The sequence below is a fragment of the Paraburkholderia sp. BCC1885 genome (genome assembly GCF_900996235.1).
Classification (GTDB): Bacteria; Pseudomonadota; Gammaproteobacteria; order Burkholderiales; family Burkholderiaceae; genus Paraburkholderia.
In genome coordinates this window covers 155,871-170,781 of record NZ_CAAJGM010000208.1, presented here as the reverse complement: position 1 = coordinate 170,781, position 14,911 = coordinate 155,871, and the positions used below count along the sequence as shown (strand labels likewise).

Annotated in this window: 15 protein-coding genes; 10 read left to right on the top strand and 5 right to left on the bottom strand. The window is 64.5% G+C overall.

What is annotated here, in order from left to right; genetic code table 11:
• The first annotated feature begins 1 nt into the window (after nt 1).
• From FQ755_RS19225 to iscX, 7 genes are all read left to right on the top strand, one after another.
• A complete protein-coding gene (locus tag FQ755_RS19225) occupies nt 2-1,225 on the top strand; it encodes an IscS subfamily cysteine desulfurase (RefSeq protein ID WP_144156397.1) in 1,224 nt (407 codons plus the stop codon).
• 72 nt (nt 1,226-1,297) lie between these two features.
• Nucleotides 1,298-1,714, top strand: coding sequence for a Fe-S cluster assembly scaffold IscU (gene iscU / locus FQ755_RS19220; RefSeq protein ID WP_144156396.1), 417 nt, complete (start codon nt 1,298-1,300; stop codon nt 1,712-1,714).
• Between the two features lie 19 nt (nt 1,715-1,733).
• The gene (iscA, locus tag FQ755_RS19215) at nt 1,734-2,057 is read left to right on the top strand and encodes an iron-sulfur cluster assembly protein IscA (RefSeq protein ID WP_074299878.1); all 324 of its coding nucleotides are present in this window, start codon (nt 1,734-1,736) and stop codon (nt 2,055-2,057) included.
• 132 nt (nt 2,058-2,189) lie between these two features.
• Complete coding sequence (gene hscB, locus FQ755_RS19210; protein WP_144156395.1) at nt 2,190-2,717, top strand: Fe-S protein assembly co-chaperone HscB; 528 nt, start codon at nt 2,190-2,192, stop codon at nt 2,715-2,717.
• 86 nt (nt 2,718-2,803) lie between these two features.
• Nucleotides 2,804-4,675: a Fe-S protein assembly chaperone HscA gene (gene hscA, locus FQ755_RS19205; protein ID WP_144156394.1), complete on the top strand. Its 1,872-nt coding sequence runs from the start codon at nt 2,804-2,806 to the stop codon at nt 4,673-4,675.
• Nucleotides 4,676-4,827: 152 nt separating this feature from the next.
• On the top strand, nt 4,828-5,169 hold the full coding sequence (fdx, locus tag FQ755_RS19200; RefSeq protein WP_144156393.1) for an ISC system 2Fe-2S type ferredoxin: 342 nt from the start codon (nt 4,828-4,830) through the stop codon (nt 5,167-5,169).
• A gap of 15 nt (nt 5,170-5,184) precedes the next feature.
• Nucleotides 5,185-5,382, top strand: coding sequence for a Fe-S cluster assembly protein IscX (iscX, locus tag FQ755_RS19195; RefSeq protein WP_090685552.1), 198 nt, complete (start codon nt 5,185-5,187; stop codon nt 5,380-5,382).
• A gap of 123 nt (nt 5,383-5,505) precedes the next feature.
• Here the strand turns inward: iscX and FQ755_RS19190 are convergent, their stop codons facing one another.
• The 5 genes from FQ755_RS19190 to FQ755_RS19170 all read right to left on the bottom strand — a co-directional run bounded on the left by FQ755_RS19190 (nt 5,506) and on the right by FQ755_RS19170 (nt 12,316).
• Nucleotides 5,506-6,228 (bottom strand): glycine zipper 2TM domain-containing protein, encoded by a 723-nt coding sequence (locus FQ755_RS19190; RefSeq protein WP_144156392.1) that lies wholly within the window; start codon nt 6,226-6,228, stop codon nt 5,506-5,508.
• Between the two features lie 378 nt (nt 6,229-6,606).
• Nucleotides 6,607-8,133, bottom strand: coding sequence for a lysine--tRNA ligase (gene lysS, locus FQ755_RS19185; RefSeq protein WP_144156391.1), 1,527 nt, complete (start codon nt 8,131-8,133; stop codon nt 6,607-6,609).
• A gap of 87 nt (nt 8,134-8,220) precedes the next feature.
• Nucleotides 8,221-9,325, bottom strand: a protein-coding gene (gene prfB, locus FQ755_RS19180; protein ID WP_144156390.1) for a peptide chain release factor 2 whose coding sequence is annotated in 2 segments (ribosomal slippage) — nt 8,221-9,243 and nt 9,245-9,325 — 1,104 coding nt in all. Because the reading frame shifts where the segments join, the coding sequence is not laid out codon by codon here.
• 113 nt (nt 9,326-9,438) lie between these two features.
• Nucleotides 9,439-11,145, bottom strand: coding sequence for a single-stranded-DNA-specific exonuclease RecJ (gene recJ / locus FQ755_RS19175; protein WP_144156389.1), 1,707 nt, complete (start codon nt 11,143-11,145; stop codon nt 9,439-9,441).
• Between the two features lie 40 nt (nt 11,146-11,185).
• A complete protein-coding gene (locus tag FQ755_RS19170; RefSeq protein WP_144156388.1) occupies nt 11,186-12,316 on the bottom strand; it encodes a regulator in 1,131 nt (376 codons plus the stop codon).
• A gap of 161 nt (nt 12,317-12,477) precedes the next feature.
• Between FQ755_RS19170 and FQ755_RS19165 the strand changes: the two genes are divergently transcribed.
• From FQ755_RS19165 to lolD, 3 genes are all read left to right on the top strand, one after another.
• Nucleotides 12,478-12,777, top strand: a complete 300-nt coding sequence (locus FQ755_RS19165) for an addiction module antidote protein (protein ID WP_144156387.1) — start codon at nt 12,478-12,480, stop codon at nt 12,775-12,777.
• 119 nt (nt 12,778-12,896) lie between these two features.
• Nucleotides 12,897-14,153 carry a lipoprotein-releasing ABC transporter permease subunit gene (locus tag FQ755_RS19160; protein WP_144156386.1) on the top strand — a complete coding sequence of 419 codons (1,257 nt, stop codon included), beginning with the start codon at nt 12,897-12,899 and terminating at the stop codon, nt 14,151-14,153.
• Nucleotides 14,146-14,886, top strand: a complete 741-nt coding sequence (gene lolD / locus FQ755_RS19155; RefSeq protein ID WP_144156385.1) for a lipoprotein-releasing ABC transporter ATP-binding protein LolD — start codon at nt 14,146-14,148, stop codon at nt 14,884-14,886. The genes FQ755_RS19160 and lolD overlap by 8 nt, the downstream gene beginning before the upstream one ends.
• The last annotated feature ends 25 nt before the right edge of the window (nt 14,887-14,911 follow it).

Sequence of the window (14,911 nt, the reverse complement as noted above, 5' to 3'; positions counted from 1 at the left end):
CATGAATAACGACATTCCCCACCTGCCCATTTACATGGACTACAGCGCCACGACTCCGGTCGACCCGCGCGTGGTGGACAAGATGATTCCGTACCTGCGCGAGCAGTTCGGCAACCCGGCATCACGCAGCCACGCGTATGGCTGGGATGCGGAACGTGCGGTCGAAGAAGCGCGCGAGAACGTCGCGGCTTTGGTGAACGCCGATCCGCGCGAAATCATCTGGACCTCGGGCGCCACGGAGTCGGACAACCTCGCCATCAAGGGCGCGGCGCACTTCTACAAGAGCAAGGGCAAGCACATCATCACGGTGAAGACCGAGCACAAGGCCGTGCTCGACACCACCCGCGAACTCGAGCGCGAAGGTTTCGAAGTCACCTATCTGGACGTAAAGGATGACGGCCTGATCGACCTCGACGTGTTCAAGGCAGCGTTGCGCCCGGACACGATCCTGGTCTCGGTGATGTCGGTGAACAATGAGATCGGCGTGATCCAGGACATCGAGGCGATTGGCGAGATCACCCGTGAAAAGGGCATTATTTTTCACGTCGATGCGGCTCAGGCCACCGGCAAGATCGAGATCGACCTGCAAAAGCTGAAGGTCGACCTGATGTCGTTCTCGGCCCACAAGACCTATGGCCCGAAGGGCATCGGCGCGCTGTATGTGCGTCGCAAGCCGCGTATCCGTATCGAAGCGCAGATGCACGGCGGCGGTCACGAGCGCGGCATGCGCTCGGGCACGCTGGCGACGCACCAGATCGTCGGCATGGGCGAAGCGTTCCGTATCGCGCGTGAAGAAATGGCCACGGAAAACGAGCGCATCCGCATGTTGCGCGACCGTCTGCTGCGCGGCCTGCAGGACATGGAAGAAACCTACGTGAACGGCGACATGGAAAAGCGTGTGCCGCACAACCTGAACATCAGCTTCAATTTCGTCGAAGGCGAGTCGCTGATCATGGCGGTGAAGGATGTCGCCGTGTCGTCGGGTTCGGCGTGCACGTCGGCGTCGCTGGAGCCGTCGTATGTGCTGCGCGCGCTGGGCCGCAACGACGAACTGGCGCACAGCTCGATCCGCTTCACGGTGGGCCGCTTCACGACGGAGCAGGACGTCGATTACGTCATCAACCTGCTGAAGACCAAAATTTCGAAGCTGCGCGATCTGTCGCCGCTGTGGGAAATGTACAAGGACGGGGTCGATATTTCGACGATCCAGTGGGCTGCGCACTAAGCAGCGCCGTAGCGCGCCACCGGGCGAAACATCGCACCGAATGCAGGTTGAAACGAATCAAGGAGTGTAATCATGGCTTATAGCGACAAGGTTCTGGACCATTACGAAAATCCGCGCAACGTCGGTTCCTTCGCCAAGGACGACGATGCAGTCGGCACCGGCATGGTCGGCGCGCCGGCCTGCGGCGACGTGATGAAACTGCAGATCCGCGTGGGCGCGGACGGCATTATCGAAGACGCGAAGTTCAAGACCTATGGCTGCGGTTCGGCCATCGCATCGAGCTCGCTCGTCACCGAATGGGTGAAGGGCAAGACGCTCGATCAGGCCATGGAAATCAAGAACACCCACATCGCCGAAGAACTCGCGCTGCCGCCGGTCAAGATCCACTGCTCGATCCTCGCGGAAGACGCGATCAAGGCAGCGGTGGCCGACTACAAGCAACGTCACGGTGGCGCGGCAGAAGCGGGCGACAAGCAGCACGCTGCTTAAGGCCGCAACGAGAAACGCTATGGCAATTACGTTGACCGAAAAGGCAGCACAGCACGTCCAGAAGTATCTGGTCCGGCGCGGCAAAGGCGTCGGTCTGCGCCTGGGCGTGCGCACCACCGGATGCTCGGGGCTGGCTTACAAGCTCGAGTACGTGGATGAACTCGCGCCGGAAGACCAGGTGTTCGACTGCAACGGCGTGAAGATCATCGTCGATCCGAAGAGCCTCGCCTATATCGACGGCACGGAACTCGACTTCGCACGCGAAGGGCTGAACGAAGGCTTCAAGTTCAATAATCCGAACGTGAAGGACGAGTGCGGCTGCGGCGAGTCGTTCCGCGTCTGAACGGTTTCAGTCCGCGTGAAGCGGAAAAAAGGCGGCGTGGGCCGCCTTTTTAATTTGTCGCACCTTGTTTCGCGCGGTCCCGGCGGTTGACTTTGCAGGGACGCGCCTCTTGAACGGACCACATCTGATTCGATGGCCTCGCTGAACGACAGCCACTTCGACCTGTTCGACCTGCCGGCGCAATACACGCTCGACGCCGGCGTGCTCGATCACGCCTATCGCACGGTGCAGTCGCAGGTGCATCCCGACCGCTTCGCCGCGGCGGGCGACGCGCAAAAGCGCATTGCCATGCAATGGGCGACGCGCGCCAACGAGGCGTACCAGACCTTGCGCGATCCGTTAAAGCGCGCCACGTATCTGCTGGCGCTGCGCGGCATCGATGTCGGCGCGGAGAACAATACGGCCATGGAGCCGGCGTTCCTGATGCAGCAGATGGAATGGCGCGAAGGCATCGAAGACGCCGCGGCGGCAAAGAACGTCGACGCGCTCGACGCCTTGCTTAACGAACTGCGCGACGAAGAGCGGGTCCGTTTCGCCAGGCTCGGCGCCTTGCTCGACAGCGGCGTGGACCAGGCGGCAAGCGAGGCGGTGCGGCAGTTGATGTTTATCGAGCGGGTGGCGGCGGAAATCGTCACGCAGATCGAGCGGCTCGACACCTGACGCGCGCGTCACGTCGACGGGCCCGCTCAACCCAGCAACGCGAACCATTCAGGACGGGGTAGCACGCTCCCCGAAGAAGATCTCAGATGGCTTTACTGCAAATCTCCGAACCCGGCATGGCGCCCGCGCCGCATCAGCGGCGTCTCGCGGTCGGTATCGATCTCGGCACCACCAATTCCCTCGTCGCAGCCGTGCGCAGCGGCGTGCCCGACGTCCTGCCTGACGACGACGGCCATGTGCTGCTGCCCTCGGTGGTGCGTTATCTGGAGAAGGGCGGCCGCCGCATCGGTCGCACGGCCAAGGCGGAAGCGGCGAGCGATCCGCGCAACACCATCGTCTCGGTCAAGCGCTTCATGGGACGCGGCAAGGCGGAAGTGGAAGGCGCCGAAAACGCGCCCTACGATTTCGTCGACGCGCCGGGCATGGTGCAGATCCGTACCGTCGACGGCGTGAAGAGCCCGGTGGAGGTGTCGGCGGAGATTCTCGCCACCTTGCGGCAACGCGCCGAAGACACGCTTGGCGACGACCTGGTGGGCGCCGTGATCACCGTGCCGGCCTATTTCGACGAAGCGCAGCGCCAGGCCACCAAGGACGCCGCGCGCCTCGCTGGCCTGAACGTGCTGCGCCTGCTCAACGAGCCGACGGCGGCGGCGATTGCCTACGGCCTCGATAACGGCTCCGAAGGCCTCTACGCCGTGTACGACCTCGGCGGCGGCACCTTCGACCTGTCGATCCTCAAGCTCACCAAAGGCGTCTTCGAAGTGCTCGCGGCGGGCGGCGATTCCGCGCTCGGCGGCGACGACTTCGACCACGCGCTGTACCGTCACGTACTCGAGCAGGCCGGCATTGCACCGCAGACACTCGCGCCGGAAGACGTGCGCATGCTGCTGGACAGCGTGCGGGTGGCCAAGGAGGCGTTGTCGGACGCGCCGCTGGCCAGCTTGCAGGCGACGCTTTCGAACGGCACCCGGCTCGATCTGACCATCGACGAGCCCACTTTCGAGGCCATCACGCAGGCGCTGGTGCAGCGCACGCTCGGGCCGACCAGGAAAGCGCTGCGCGATGCCAAGGTCACCACGAAGGAAATCAAGGGCGTGGTGCTGGTGGGCGGCGCGACCCGCATGCCGGTGATCCGCCGCGCGGTGGAAGGGCTCTTCGGCCAGCCGCCGCTGACCAATCTCAACCCCGACCAGGTGGTCGCGCTCGGCGCGGCGATCCAGGCCGATCTGCTGGCCGGCAACCGTGGCGCCGAAGGCGATGACTGGCTGCTGCTCGACGTCATCCCGCTGTCGCTGGGCGTGGAGACGATGGGCGGGCTGACCGAGAAGATCATCCCGCGTAATTCGACGATTCCGGTCGCGCGTGCACAGGATTTCACCACTTTCAAGGACGGCCAGACGGCGATGGCGATCCACGTCGTGCAGGGCGAGCGCGAACTGGTATCGGATTGCCGTTCGCTCGCGCGCTTCGAATTGCGCGGCATTCCGCCGATGGCGGCCGGCGCGGCGCGCATTCGCGTGACTTACCAGGTCGACGCGGACGGCCTGCTGTCGGTGTTCGCGCGCGAGCAGCATTCGGGCGTGGAGGCGTCGGTGGTCGTGAAGCCGTCGTATGGTCTCGCCGACGACGACGTCGCGCGCATGCTTGAAGACAGCTTCAACACCGCCGAAGTCGACATGCGTGCCCGCGCGCTGCGCGAGGCGCAGGTGGAAGCGCAACGCCTGATCGAAGCAACCGAAGCTGCGCTGGCAGCGGACGCCGAGCTGCTCGACGAGGCCGAACGCGCCGAACTCGACGCGCTGCTCAACGGCCTGCGCAATGTGGCGCAAAGCGACGACGCCGACGCGATCGAAGCCGCCACCAAAACCGTGGCCGAAGGCACCGACGAATTCGCTGCCCGCCGCATGAACAAGGGCATTCGCCGCGCGCTCGCGGGCCGCAAGCTCGACGACATCTGAGCGGACGGACACCCGACAGGGCCGCCGGCTCGTCCGGCGTCTGCGGCGAACTTCAACGAATCACGTGGCGCGTGTCAAAAAAGCACGCGCCACCAGTAAAATGGCACGGAGCCGTTCGTCGGCGTCCGTGCCCCAGACCAAACGGAAATCGTATGCCTCAAATCGTTGTGCTGCCCCATGTCGAACTGTGCCCGGAAGGCGCGGTGATCGACGCCGTGCCGGGCAAGAGCATCTGCGACAGTCTGCTGGAACACGGCATTGAAATCGAGCACGCCTGCGAGAAATCGTGCGCGTGCACGACTTGCCATGTGGTCGTGCGTGAAGGATTCAATGCGCTCACGCCGTCGGAAGAGGACGAAGACGATCTGCTCGACAAGGCGTGGGGGCTCGAACCCGAATCGCGTCTGTCGTGCCAGGCCCTGGTGCCGGCCGATCAGGATCTCGTGGTGGAGATCCCGCGTTACTCGATCAACCACGCGAAGGAAAATCACTAACAGGAGCGCGCAGCCATGAAGTGGACCGACACGCAAGATATCGCGATGGCCCTCACCGACAAACATCCGGAAGTGGACCCGCAGCAGATACGGTTCACCGATCTGCATCGCTGGGTGACGGAACTGGAAGGCTTCGACGACGACCCGAACCGGTCCAACGAGAAGATTCTCGAGGCGATCCAGACGGCGTGGATCGAGGATGCGGATTACTGAGCGGGTGGCGGTTTAAGCGGCCTGGCTGATATAAGTGGCTCGATCAGGCAAAAAGGCGATTCCATTGGAATCGCCTTTTTGTTTTTGGCGCGGTTTGCCGCGCTTGCTACAGCCGCCCGCAGCTTAACCCGCGGCAAGCGTGCCGTTTTCGATATGTACGTGCTCGCCCTGCTGGAACGGCGGCGCGTCATGGTACGTGAAATAGCGGCTCTTGCCGCTTTCCATGCGCACGTGTACCGAGTACGCGGTGGTGCTGCGGATGTGTTTCTCGACCGAATTGCCGGCGAAGCCGCCGCCGACCGCGCCGAGCACCGTCATCGCGCCACGGCCGACGCCGCCGCCGAACTGGTTACCCACGAGGCCGCCGACCACCGCCCCGCCGACGGCGCCGACACCGGTGCCATGACCTTCCTGACGCACTTCCGAAATCGCGACCACTGTGCCGCAACTCGCGCAATAAGCAGGTTGCGGCGGCGGCTGTTGCGCGTATTGCCCCTGCGCCGGCTGAGGCGCCTGGGCCTGCTGCTGCGCGGCGTACTGTTGCTGCGTCGGCGCAGGCACGGGTACGGGCGCAGCGGCCTGCGCAGACTGTTGGGCTGGTTGATCCTGCTGCGCGTAAGTGGCGGGGTTCGCCGGTTGCGCCGAATCCACCACCGGCTGGGAGGCCGCCTGCGCGGCGACCTGGGCCGACTGGGTCTGATCGTTTTGCGCGCTGTTGCTCGACGCTTTCGGGAACAGGCCCGTCACGGCTGCCGTGGCAGCGAGGCTGGCGATGATGACCGCGCCGGCCGCGGTCGCGACGAGCGGGTGGATACGACGGGTACGAGTGGTGTCTGGACTGTTCATTTGGGCCTCCGTCTCAAGCAGAGTCGACTTTATTGAGACACAGTGTCCGACAGCTAGGCCGGGCCGAGGTTTCAAGTTGTAACCAAATCCGCAGGCGTGATGCGGGCATCGTCCGCAAAGCGTGATCAATAGCGGCGCAAGGTCCGGCTGGGCGGGCGAAAACACGCCGGGAAAGGCAGGGTGAGCGAGCCCGCGCGGCGCAGCTTTTACCGATAGTTACAAACCATCAAGCTCGCTGCGGCTATCGAGGCAGGACGCCGGGCAAGCTCGGAGCGCGCCGCAAAGAAAAACGCCCGGCATGTTCTGCCGGGCGTTTCTGTTGATGACTGCCGGTGCGACGGGCGCGCTGGCCTCGGTCGTCCGGCTAGCGCCGCCGGATCAGTCTTCGCGGCGCAGATGCGGGAACAGAATCACGTCGCGGATGCTCGGGCTGTCGGTTAGCAGCATGACCAGCCGGTCGATGCCGATACCGCAACCGCCCGCCGGCGGCATGCCGTATTCCAGCGCGCGGATGTAGTCGGCGTCGTAGAACATGGCTTCTTCGTCGCCGGCATCCTTCTGGTCGACCTGTTTCTTGAAACGCGCGGCCTGGTCTTCCGGATCGTTCAGCTCCGAAAAGCCATTGGCGATTTCGCGGCCGGTGATGAACAGCTCGAAGCGCTCGGTAATGCCCGGCACCTTGTCCGATGCACGCGCAAGCGGCGACACTTCGACCGGGTAGTCGATGATGTACGTCGGCTCCCACAGTTGCGACTCGGCGGTTTCTTCGAAGAGCGCCAGTTGCAGCGCGCCCACGCCTGCGTTCAGGAACTGCGGCTGCGAGGCGTCCACGCCGAACTTCTTCAGTTCCGGGCGCAGGAAATCGGCATCGGCGAGCTGCGCGTCGGTGTATTGCGGCGCGTATTTCTGGATGGCCTGGGTGATCGTCAGACGATGGAACGGCTTGGCGAGATCCAGCTCACGGCCCTGATAGCTGATGGTCGCGGTGCCGAGCGAGTCGATCGCAGCCTGGCGGATCAACTGTTCGGTGAAGTCCATCAGCCACTGATAATCGGTGTACGCGGCGTAGAACTCGATCATCGTGAATTCCGGATTGTGGCGCACCGAGACGCCCTCGTTACGGAAATTCCGGTTGATCTCGAACACGCGCTCGAAGCCGCCCACCACCAGCCGCTTCAGGTACAGCTCAGGCGCGATGCGCAGGAACATCTGCATATCCAGCGCGTTGTGGTGCGTGACGAAAGGCTTGGCCGCCGCGCCGCCCGGGATCGGATGCAGCATCGGCGTTTCGACTTCCATGAAGTCGGCATCCGCCATGAACTTGCGGATCGACGACATCGCCTTGGTGCGCGCCACGAAAGTCTTGCGCGTTTCCGGCGTGACGATCAGGTCGACGTAACGCTGACGGTACTTCATTTCCTGGTCGGCGAGACCGTGGAACTTGTCCGGCAGCGGACGCAGCGACTTCGACAGCAGCCGCAGTTCGGTACAACGCACCGACAGCTCGCCCTTGTTGGTGCGGAACAGCACGCCGCGCGCCGCGACGATGTCGCCCATGTCCCACTTCTTGAACGCGTCGTAGGTTTCCTGGCCGACGTCGGCCGGCGTGATGAAGAACTGGATCTGACCCGAACCGTCGCGCACGGTGGCGAAGCTGGCCTTGCCCATCACGCGTTTCAGCATCATGCGGCCGGCCACGGCGACTTCGAGCGGATTGGCTTCGAGCGCTTCCTTGTCGGTGTCGGCGTATTGCGTCTGCAGATCCTCGGCGTGATGCGTGGGGCGGAAGTCGTTCGGGTAAGCGATGCCGTGCTCACGCAGCTCGCGCAGCTTTTCGCGGCGCTCGGCGATGATCTTGTTTTCGTCCCCCTCGGGCGCGGCGTTGGTCTGGATCGGTTCGGTCATGATGGGTCGGTATTCGGGGTGGCCTGCCTGTGGCAGGCGCTTGAAAGATGCGGCGCGGCAGGCTTCGCCGCGCCGGATGCGCTTACTTTAGATGCCCTGTTTCAGGCTGGCGCTAATGAACGGATCGAGGTCGCCATCGAGCACGCTCTTGGTATTGCTGATTTCGACGTTGGTACGCAGATCCTTGATGCGGCTGTTGTCCAGCACATACGAACGGATCTGGTGGCCCCAGCCGACATCGGTCTTGCCGGCTTCGAGCTTGTCCTGCTCGGCCTGACGTTTGCGGATTTCCGCTTCGTACAGACGCGATTTCAGCATGGCCATGGCTTCGGCGCGGTTACGGTGCTGCGAGCGGTCGTTCTGGCACTGCACGACGATGCCCGACGGCATGTGCGTAATCCGCACGGCGGAGTCGGTCTTGTTGATGTGCTGACCGCCCGCGCCGGACGCGCGGTAGGTGTCGATACGCAGGTCGGCCGGGTTGATGTCCACTTCGATCGAATCGTCGATTTCCGGATATACGAACACCGACGAGAACGACGTGTGACGGCCGCCCGACGAATCGAACGGCGACTTGCGCACGAGCCGGTGCACGCCCGTTTCGGTGCGCAAAAAGCCGTAGGCGTATTCGCCTTCGATCTTGATGGTGGCGTTCTTGATGCCGGCGACGTCGCCGTCGGTCTGTTCGAGCACTTCGGTCTTGAAGCCCTTGCGCTCGCAGTAGCGCAGGTACTGGCGCAGCAGCATTGCGGCCCAGTCGCACGCTTCGGTGCCGCCGGCGCCGGCCTGAATGTCGAGGAAGGCGTTGTTCGGGTCGGCCGCATTCGAGAACATGCGGCGGAATTCCATGTCCGCGACGCGCTGTTCGAGGCCGGCTGCATCGCTTTCGCAGGCGAGGAGGGTTTCCTCGTCATTTTCTTCGCGTGCCATGTCGAACAGGTCCTGCGCGTCGCGCAGGTCGTTGTCGAGCGCGGTGAGTTTGCCGACGACGTCGTCGAGCAGCTTCTTTTCCCGGCCGAGGGCCTGGGCGTGCTTCGAGTCGTTCCAGACGTTCGGGTCTTCGAGTTCCCGGTTGACTTCGATTAGACGCAGTGCTTTGTCGTCGTAGTCAAAGATACCCCCGTAGCTCGCCCGCGCGACGGCGCAGGTCGGCCAGAGAGGCTTCGATCGCGTTGAGACGTTCCGCTTCCATGTCGATCTTTTATAGCTTCGTAAAAAGGGGAAATTATAGCCGATCGAGGCTGCCCGCCGGAGGCTAATGCGCGACGCGGCGGGCGTTTGGGGCAGTTTGGCGGGGATTGCGGCTCAGCTCAGCGCATGTTCGACGATCAATTGCACCCGCGACACGCCGTTCCACGTATCGCTCGCGAGGCGATACGCGATGGTGGTGCGCGCGGGCAGCGAATCGGTGTGATTGAACCAGATCGCGTTAAAGCGCTGGCGGCCGCGCAGCAGTTGCAGCTTCAGATGCTTGTCCTTCACCAGCGCCTGCGAGGCCACTTCGAACTCGCCGGAAAACACCGGCGCCGGAAACCCCTGGCCCCACACCGCGGCATCGAGCATCTCGACAAATTGCGGCGTGAAATAGGCCTCTTCGAGATCGCCGTCGGTTTCGACCACCCGCGCGAGCGCCTCGGCGGACAGCCACTCGCGGCCCACCGCTTCGAACGCGGCGGTAAAGCGCGGCACGTCCGCGGCGCCGAGCGTCATGCCGGCCGCCATGGCGTGACCGCCGAACTTGACGATCATGCCGGGTTCTCGTTTCGAGATCAGGTCGAGCGCGTCGCGCAGATGGAATCCGGCGATCGAGCGGCCCGAGCCTTTGACGAGGACGCCGCTTTCGTCGGCGGGCGCAAACGTGAAAGCGGGCCGGTGAAATTTCTCCTTGAGCCGCCCCGCGACAATGCCGATCACGCCCTGATGCCAGCTTTCGTTGAACAGCACGATGGTGGCCGAGCCGGCCGGATCGACCGTGGACAGGTCTTCGAGCGCCTGCTGCTGCATGCCGGCTTCGATCTCGCGCCGCTCGCGGTTGATCGAATCGAGCTGCTGCGCCAGTTCCCAGGCGCGGCCGATGTCGTCGGTGGTGAGGCATTCGATGCCGAGCGACATGTCCGAGAGCCGTCCCGCCGCGTTCAGCCGTGGCCCGAGCGCGAAGCCCAGATCGAAACCGGAGGCATTGCGGGCGTCGCGCGCCGCGGCCCGGAACAGCGCCGCGATGCCAGGCTGCATCTTGCCCTTGCGGATCCGTTGCAGGCCCTGCGCCACCAGCACGCGATTGTTGCCGTCGAGCTTGACGACGTCCGCCACCGTGCCGAGCGCGACCAGATCGAGCAGGCCGTCCAGACGCGGCTCGGGGCGCGCGTCGGTGAAAGCGCCGCGTTTGCGCAGTTCGGCGCGCAGCGCGAGCAGCACGTAGAACATCACGCCGACTCCGGCGATGCACTTGCTCGGAAAGGTACAGCCCGGCTGGTTCGGATTGACGATGGCGCGCGCGGCCGGCAGTTCGTCGCCGGGCAGATGGTGGTCGGTGACGAGCACGTCGATGCCGAGCGCGTTGGCGGCCGCGACGCCGTCGACGCTGGCGATGCCGTTATCCACCGTAATCAGCAGCTCGGGCTGGCCGGATGGGTTGCGGGCCGCCAGCGCGACGATTTCGGGCGTGAGGCCATAGCCATATTCGAAGCGGTTCGGCACCAGATAGTCGATCTGCGCGCCGAACATGCGCAGGCCACGCACGGCGACGGCGCAGGCGGTGGCGCCGTCGCAGTCGTAATCGGCCACCACCAGCATGCGGCGCTTTCCTTCGATCGAGTCGGCCAGCAGCGCCGCCGCGTCTTCGCAGCCTTTCAGTTGCGCGGGCGGCACGAGGCGCGCGAGGCCGGTTTCGATTTCATCCGGCTGGCAGACGCCGCGCGCGGCATACAGACGGGCCAGCACCGGATGCAGGCCGTGACGGGTCAACACTTCGGCGTCGACGGGAGATGAGGCGCGCGTAACGATTCGAGTCATGCAGAAAGGCCGGAAAACATGCGATGGAACATTCGCGGAATCATTCGATGAAAAGCGAGGCGAGCAGGCGCCGCCGCCAGAATTTGCGCAGATCGCCGCGCGTGACGGTGAGCGTTACCGAGCCGGTGTCGCCGCACAGCGTGAGGCCGAGTTCGCCGAGCCGGCCGGTCTGCAGGGCGGCGAGGGCGGGGGCGAACCAGTCGGTTTCGAGTGCGGCGAAGGCCTCGTTCCAGCGCGCCCAGTCCTGTTCGATATAGGGCGCGGAAAACGGATCGAGCTCGACGAGCGTGGCGCCGGCCGCGCTGTTGCCACCCGCGCGGGTGGCGTCGTTTACATCGTTTGCGCCGGAGACGAGAGCGGCAAACGAAGCCGGCGGCGCGCCGGTCTCCACTCCAGCCGTAAGGGCAAGCCCACGCGTGGCCGCCGCGTCCGACAGTACGCGCGCGAATGGGCTTTGCACCGGTTGCGCCGCGCCTTGCGCGTGAAACCAGATGGAATTGATCGCGGGCAAGCCGCGCGCTTCGCGCGCCTCGTTGAGCGGATGTTCGAACCACGCCATCTGCACTTCGTTCTGCAGCTTCATCCACGCCCGGGAACGCTCGCCGGTGTGGGCTTCGTGCGGCAGCCAGATTTCGATGTTGCGGCCGCTGGCGCGCAGCGGCGAAGCGCCGGCCAGCGTGCCGAAGGCGTCGCTCGCGAGATACCAGCGCGCGGGTCGGGGCGCTTCGATGCGCACGCCGAGTTCTTCGATCAGCGGCCGGGCCACCTCGAGCAGGGTGGTGGCTTCGGCGTCGGTGATCGCAAGCGAGGCCGGGTCGATCAGCACCAGATGGTCATGGGCGATGCGCACGTGCACAGGCTGCACGCATGCCCACGTCGCTGTGCCGGGCTCGCCGCCATCCGCGCGCAGCATGTAGGGCGCGAGCGGCGCCTCGTCCGCGGCTCCCGCGCCGCTGGGCACCGTGCCGAACTGACGCGCCACCCAGCGTTCATGCGGCAGCGTGCGCTGAAAGTCCTCGCCGACGACGCGCTCGACTAGCGTGGCGCGGGCGAGCAGTTTGTCGAGGGCGGGGCTTTGGATGTCGTGGAGCGCGGTGGAGGCGTCGGCCGCGGCGGGCAGCGCGAAAGGCAGGAGGAGGTGAAGACGGTTGGCGAGCATGATGCTGCGCATTGTAGGGCAAACGCTGCGGGTGTTTCGATTCCCGATGCGGGGCGTTGCAGGGAGTCACGCACACCGACCCGCAGCCGATCGCGAGCCGTGAACCATGGTTGACGATGCGTCAACCATGGATTACATTTGTCCCTGCTGATTATCCGTACAACCGGTGACCGATGGAAAAGATCAAAACGCGCCTGTGGGATGCGGCAGAACACCTGAAGACCGAAACCGGCATGGCCGAATATTTCGAAGCCTGCCTTCTGGAAGGGGGCGACGACCCGGCTTATCTCGCCCACGCGCTGGGCGTCATTGCCCGCGCCCGGGGCATGGCTCAGCTTGCCCGTGACACCGGCATGTCGCGCGAGGGGCTCTATAAAGCGCTTTCCGAAGATGGCAACCCGAGCTTTGCGACCATCATCAAGGTGATCCGGGCGCTGGGTCTGGAGTTGCACGCCAGCCCGGCGCAAGCCTGAGCGGCCGCAGCAGTTCGGGGAGCTTACGCCCGTTATATGGCAAACTTCGCGCTTGATCGGTGGCAGATTCGATTGTTGCCGCCGCGGCAAGAGGCCGAAGAACGCAGAAAAGGACTCGCTTGAAATTTCCCTACGAATGGACCATCGGCTGGCGCTACACCCGCGCCGGCAAACGCACGACCGGTAACGGCTTCATCTCCTTCATCGCGCTCGTTTCGATGTCGGGCATCGCGCTCGGCGTCGCGGCGCTGATCGTCGTGCTGTCGGTGATGAACGGCTTCCAGAAAGAGGTGCGCGATCGCATGCTGTCGGTGCTGGCGCACGTCGAAATCTTTTCGCCTACCGGTTCCATGCCGAACTGGCAATTGACGGCGAAAGAGGCGCATCAGAACAAGGAAGTGATCGGCGCGGCGCCGTATGTCGACGCCCAGGCGCTGCTCACGCGTCAGGACGCCGTGAGCGGCGTGGCGCTGCGCGGTGTCGATCCCACGCTCGAACCGCAGGTCTCCGATATCTATAAGGAGATGAAGGGCGGCGGCCAGTTGTCCGATCTGAAGGCGGGCGATTTCGGCATCGTGCTCGGCACCGATCTCGCGGCCAATCTCGGCGTCATGATCGGCGACAAGATCACCCTGGTGGCGCCCGAAGGCACCATCACGCCGGCCGGGATGCTGCCGCGTCTGAAGCAGTTCACGGTAGTGGGCATCTTCGAATCGGGACACTACGAATACGACAGCACGCTTGCGCTCATCAACATTCAGGACGCGCAGGTATTGTTCCGGCTGCCCGCGCCGACCGGCGTGCGTCTGCGCCTGAAAGACATGCAGCGCGCGCCGGAGGTCGCGCACCAGTTGGCGCGCACCCTGTCGGGCGACCTCTATATCCGCGACTGGACCCAGCAGAACAAGACCTGGTTTTCGGCCGTGCAGATCGAAAAGCGCATGATGTTCATCATCCTGACGCTGATCATCGCGGTGGCGGCGTTCAATCTGGTGTCGTCGCTGGTGATGACGGTGACCAACAAGCAGGCGGACATCGCAATTCTGCGCACGCTCGGCGCGCAGCCGGGCTCGATCATGAAGATTTTCGTGGTGCAGGGCGTGACCATCGGTTTTATCGGCACGGCGACGGGCGTGGCGCTCGGCTGTCTGATTGCGTGGAGCATTCCGTGGCTGGTGCCGATGATCGAGCATCTGCTCGGCGTGCAGTTTCTGCCGCCGTCGGTGTATTTCATCAGTGAGTTGCCGTCGGAGCTGGTGCCGGGCGACGTCGCCAAAATCGGCGTGATCGCCTTCGTGCTGGCTTCGCTCGCCACGCTGTATCCGAGCTGGCGCGGCGCCAAGGTTCGTCCGGCGGAGGCGCTGCGCTATGAATGACCGTTCGATTCCCCAATCCATGCCCTCTGACAGCGCGTTGCATCCCTACGTCCTCGAAGCGACCGGCATTTCCAAGTCGTTCGTGCAGGGCGGCCTGAACGTGCAGGTGCTGAACAACACGCAACTTTCGGTGCGGCGTGGCGAGAAGCTCGCGATTGTCGGTGCCTCCGGGTCGGGCAAAAGCACCTTGCTGCACGTGCTGGGCGGCCTCGACGATCCGAGCACGGGCGAAGTGTCGGTGCTCGGCAAGCCGTTCACGAAACTGTCGGAACGCGAGCGCAACGAGCTACGCAATCGCGCGCTCGGTTTCGTCTATCAGTTCCATCATCTGCTGGCGGAGTTTACGGCGCTCGACAATGTCGCGATGCCGCTGCGCATCCGCCGCATGCCCACCGACGAAGCACGCCGTACCGCGCTGCAGACGCTCGAGCGCGTGGGCCTGTCGCATCGCGCGAAACATCGTCCGGGCGAACTGTCGGGCGGCGAGCGCCAGCGGGTGGCGATTGCACGGGCGCTGGTGACCAACCCGGCCTGCGTGCTGGCCGACGAACCCACCGGCAACCTCGACGGCGGCACCGCCGACACCGTGTTCAATCTGATGCTCGAACTGTCGCAAACCTTCGACACCAGCTTCGTGATCGTCACTCACGATCCGGACCTCGCGGCGCGCTGCGACCGCACCATGCGTCTGCGCGACGGCGTGCTGTACGAAGAGCCGCCGCTGGCGGTGTAACGCACTTTCCGCGCGGGGCCGCGAG

Coding starts and splice junctions, on each gene's coding strand:
- FQ755_RS19165 (WP_144156387.1), top strand. CDS start 12,478: ATGGAAAAGATCAAAACGCGCCTGTGGGATGCGGCAGAACACCTGAAG.
- iscX (WP_090685552.1), top strand. CDS start 5,185: ATGAAGTGGACCGACACGCAAGATATCGCGATGGCCCTCACCGACAAA.
- FQ755_RS19225 (WP_144156397.1), top strand. CDS start 2: ATGAATAACGACATTCCCCACCTGCCCATTTACATGGACTACAGCGCC.
- hscA (WP_144156394.1), top strand. CDS start 2,804: ATGGCTTTACTGCAAATCTCCGAACCCGGCATGGCGCCCGCGCCGCAT.
- iscA (WP_074299878.1), top strand. CDS start 1,734: ATGGCAATTACGTTGACCGAAAAGGCAGCACAGCACGTCCAGAAGTAT.
- iscU (WP_144156396.1), top strand. CDS start 1,298: ATGGCTTATAGCGACAAGGTTCTGGACCATTACGAAAATCCGCGCAAC.
- lysS (WP_144156391.1), bottom strand. CDS start 8,133: ATGACCGAACCGATCCAGACCAACGCCGCGCCCGAGGGGGACGAAAAC.
- hscB (WP_144156395.1), top strand. CDS start 2,190: ATGGCCTCGCTGAACGACAGCCACTTCGACCTGTTCGACCTGCCGGCG.
- lolD (WP_144156385.1), top strand. CDS start 14,146: ATGAATGACCGTTCGATTCCCCAATCCATGCCCTCTGACAGCGCGTTG.
- fdx (WP_144156393.1), top strand. CDS start 4,828: ATGCCTCAAATCGTTGTGCTGCCCCATGTCGAACTGTGCCCGGAAGGC.
- FQ755_RS19190 (WP_144156392.1), bottom strand. CDS start 6,228: ATGAACAGTCCAGACACCACTCGTACCCGTCGTATCCACCCGCTCGTC.
- recJ (WP_144156389.1), bottom strand. CDS start 11,145: ATGACTCGAATCGTTACGCGCGCCTCATCTCCCGTCGACGCCGAAGTG.
- FQ755_RS19170 (WP_144156388.1), bottom strand. CDS start 12,316: ATGCGCAGCATCATGCTCGCCAACCGTCTTCACCTCCTCCTGCCTTTC.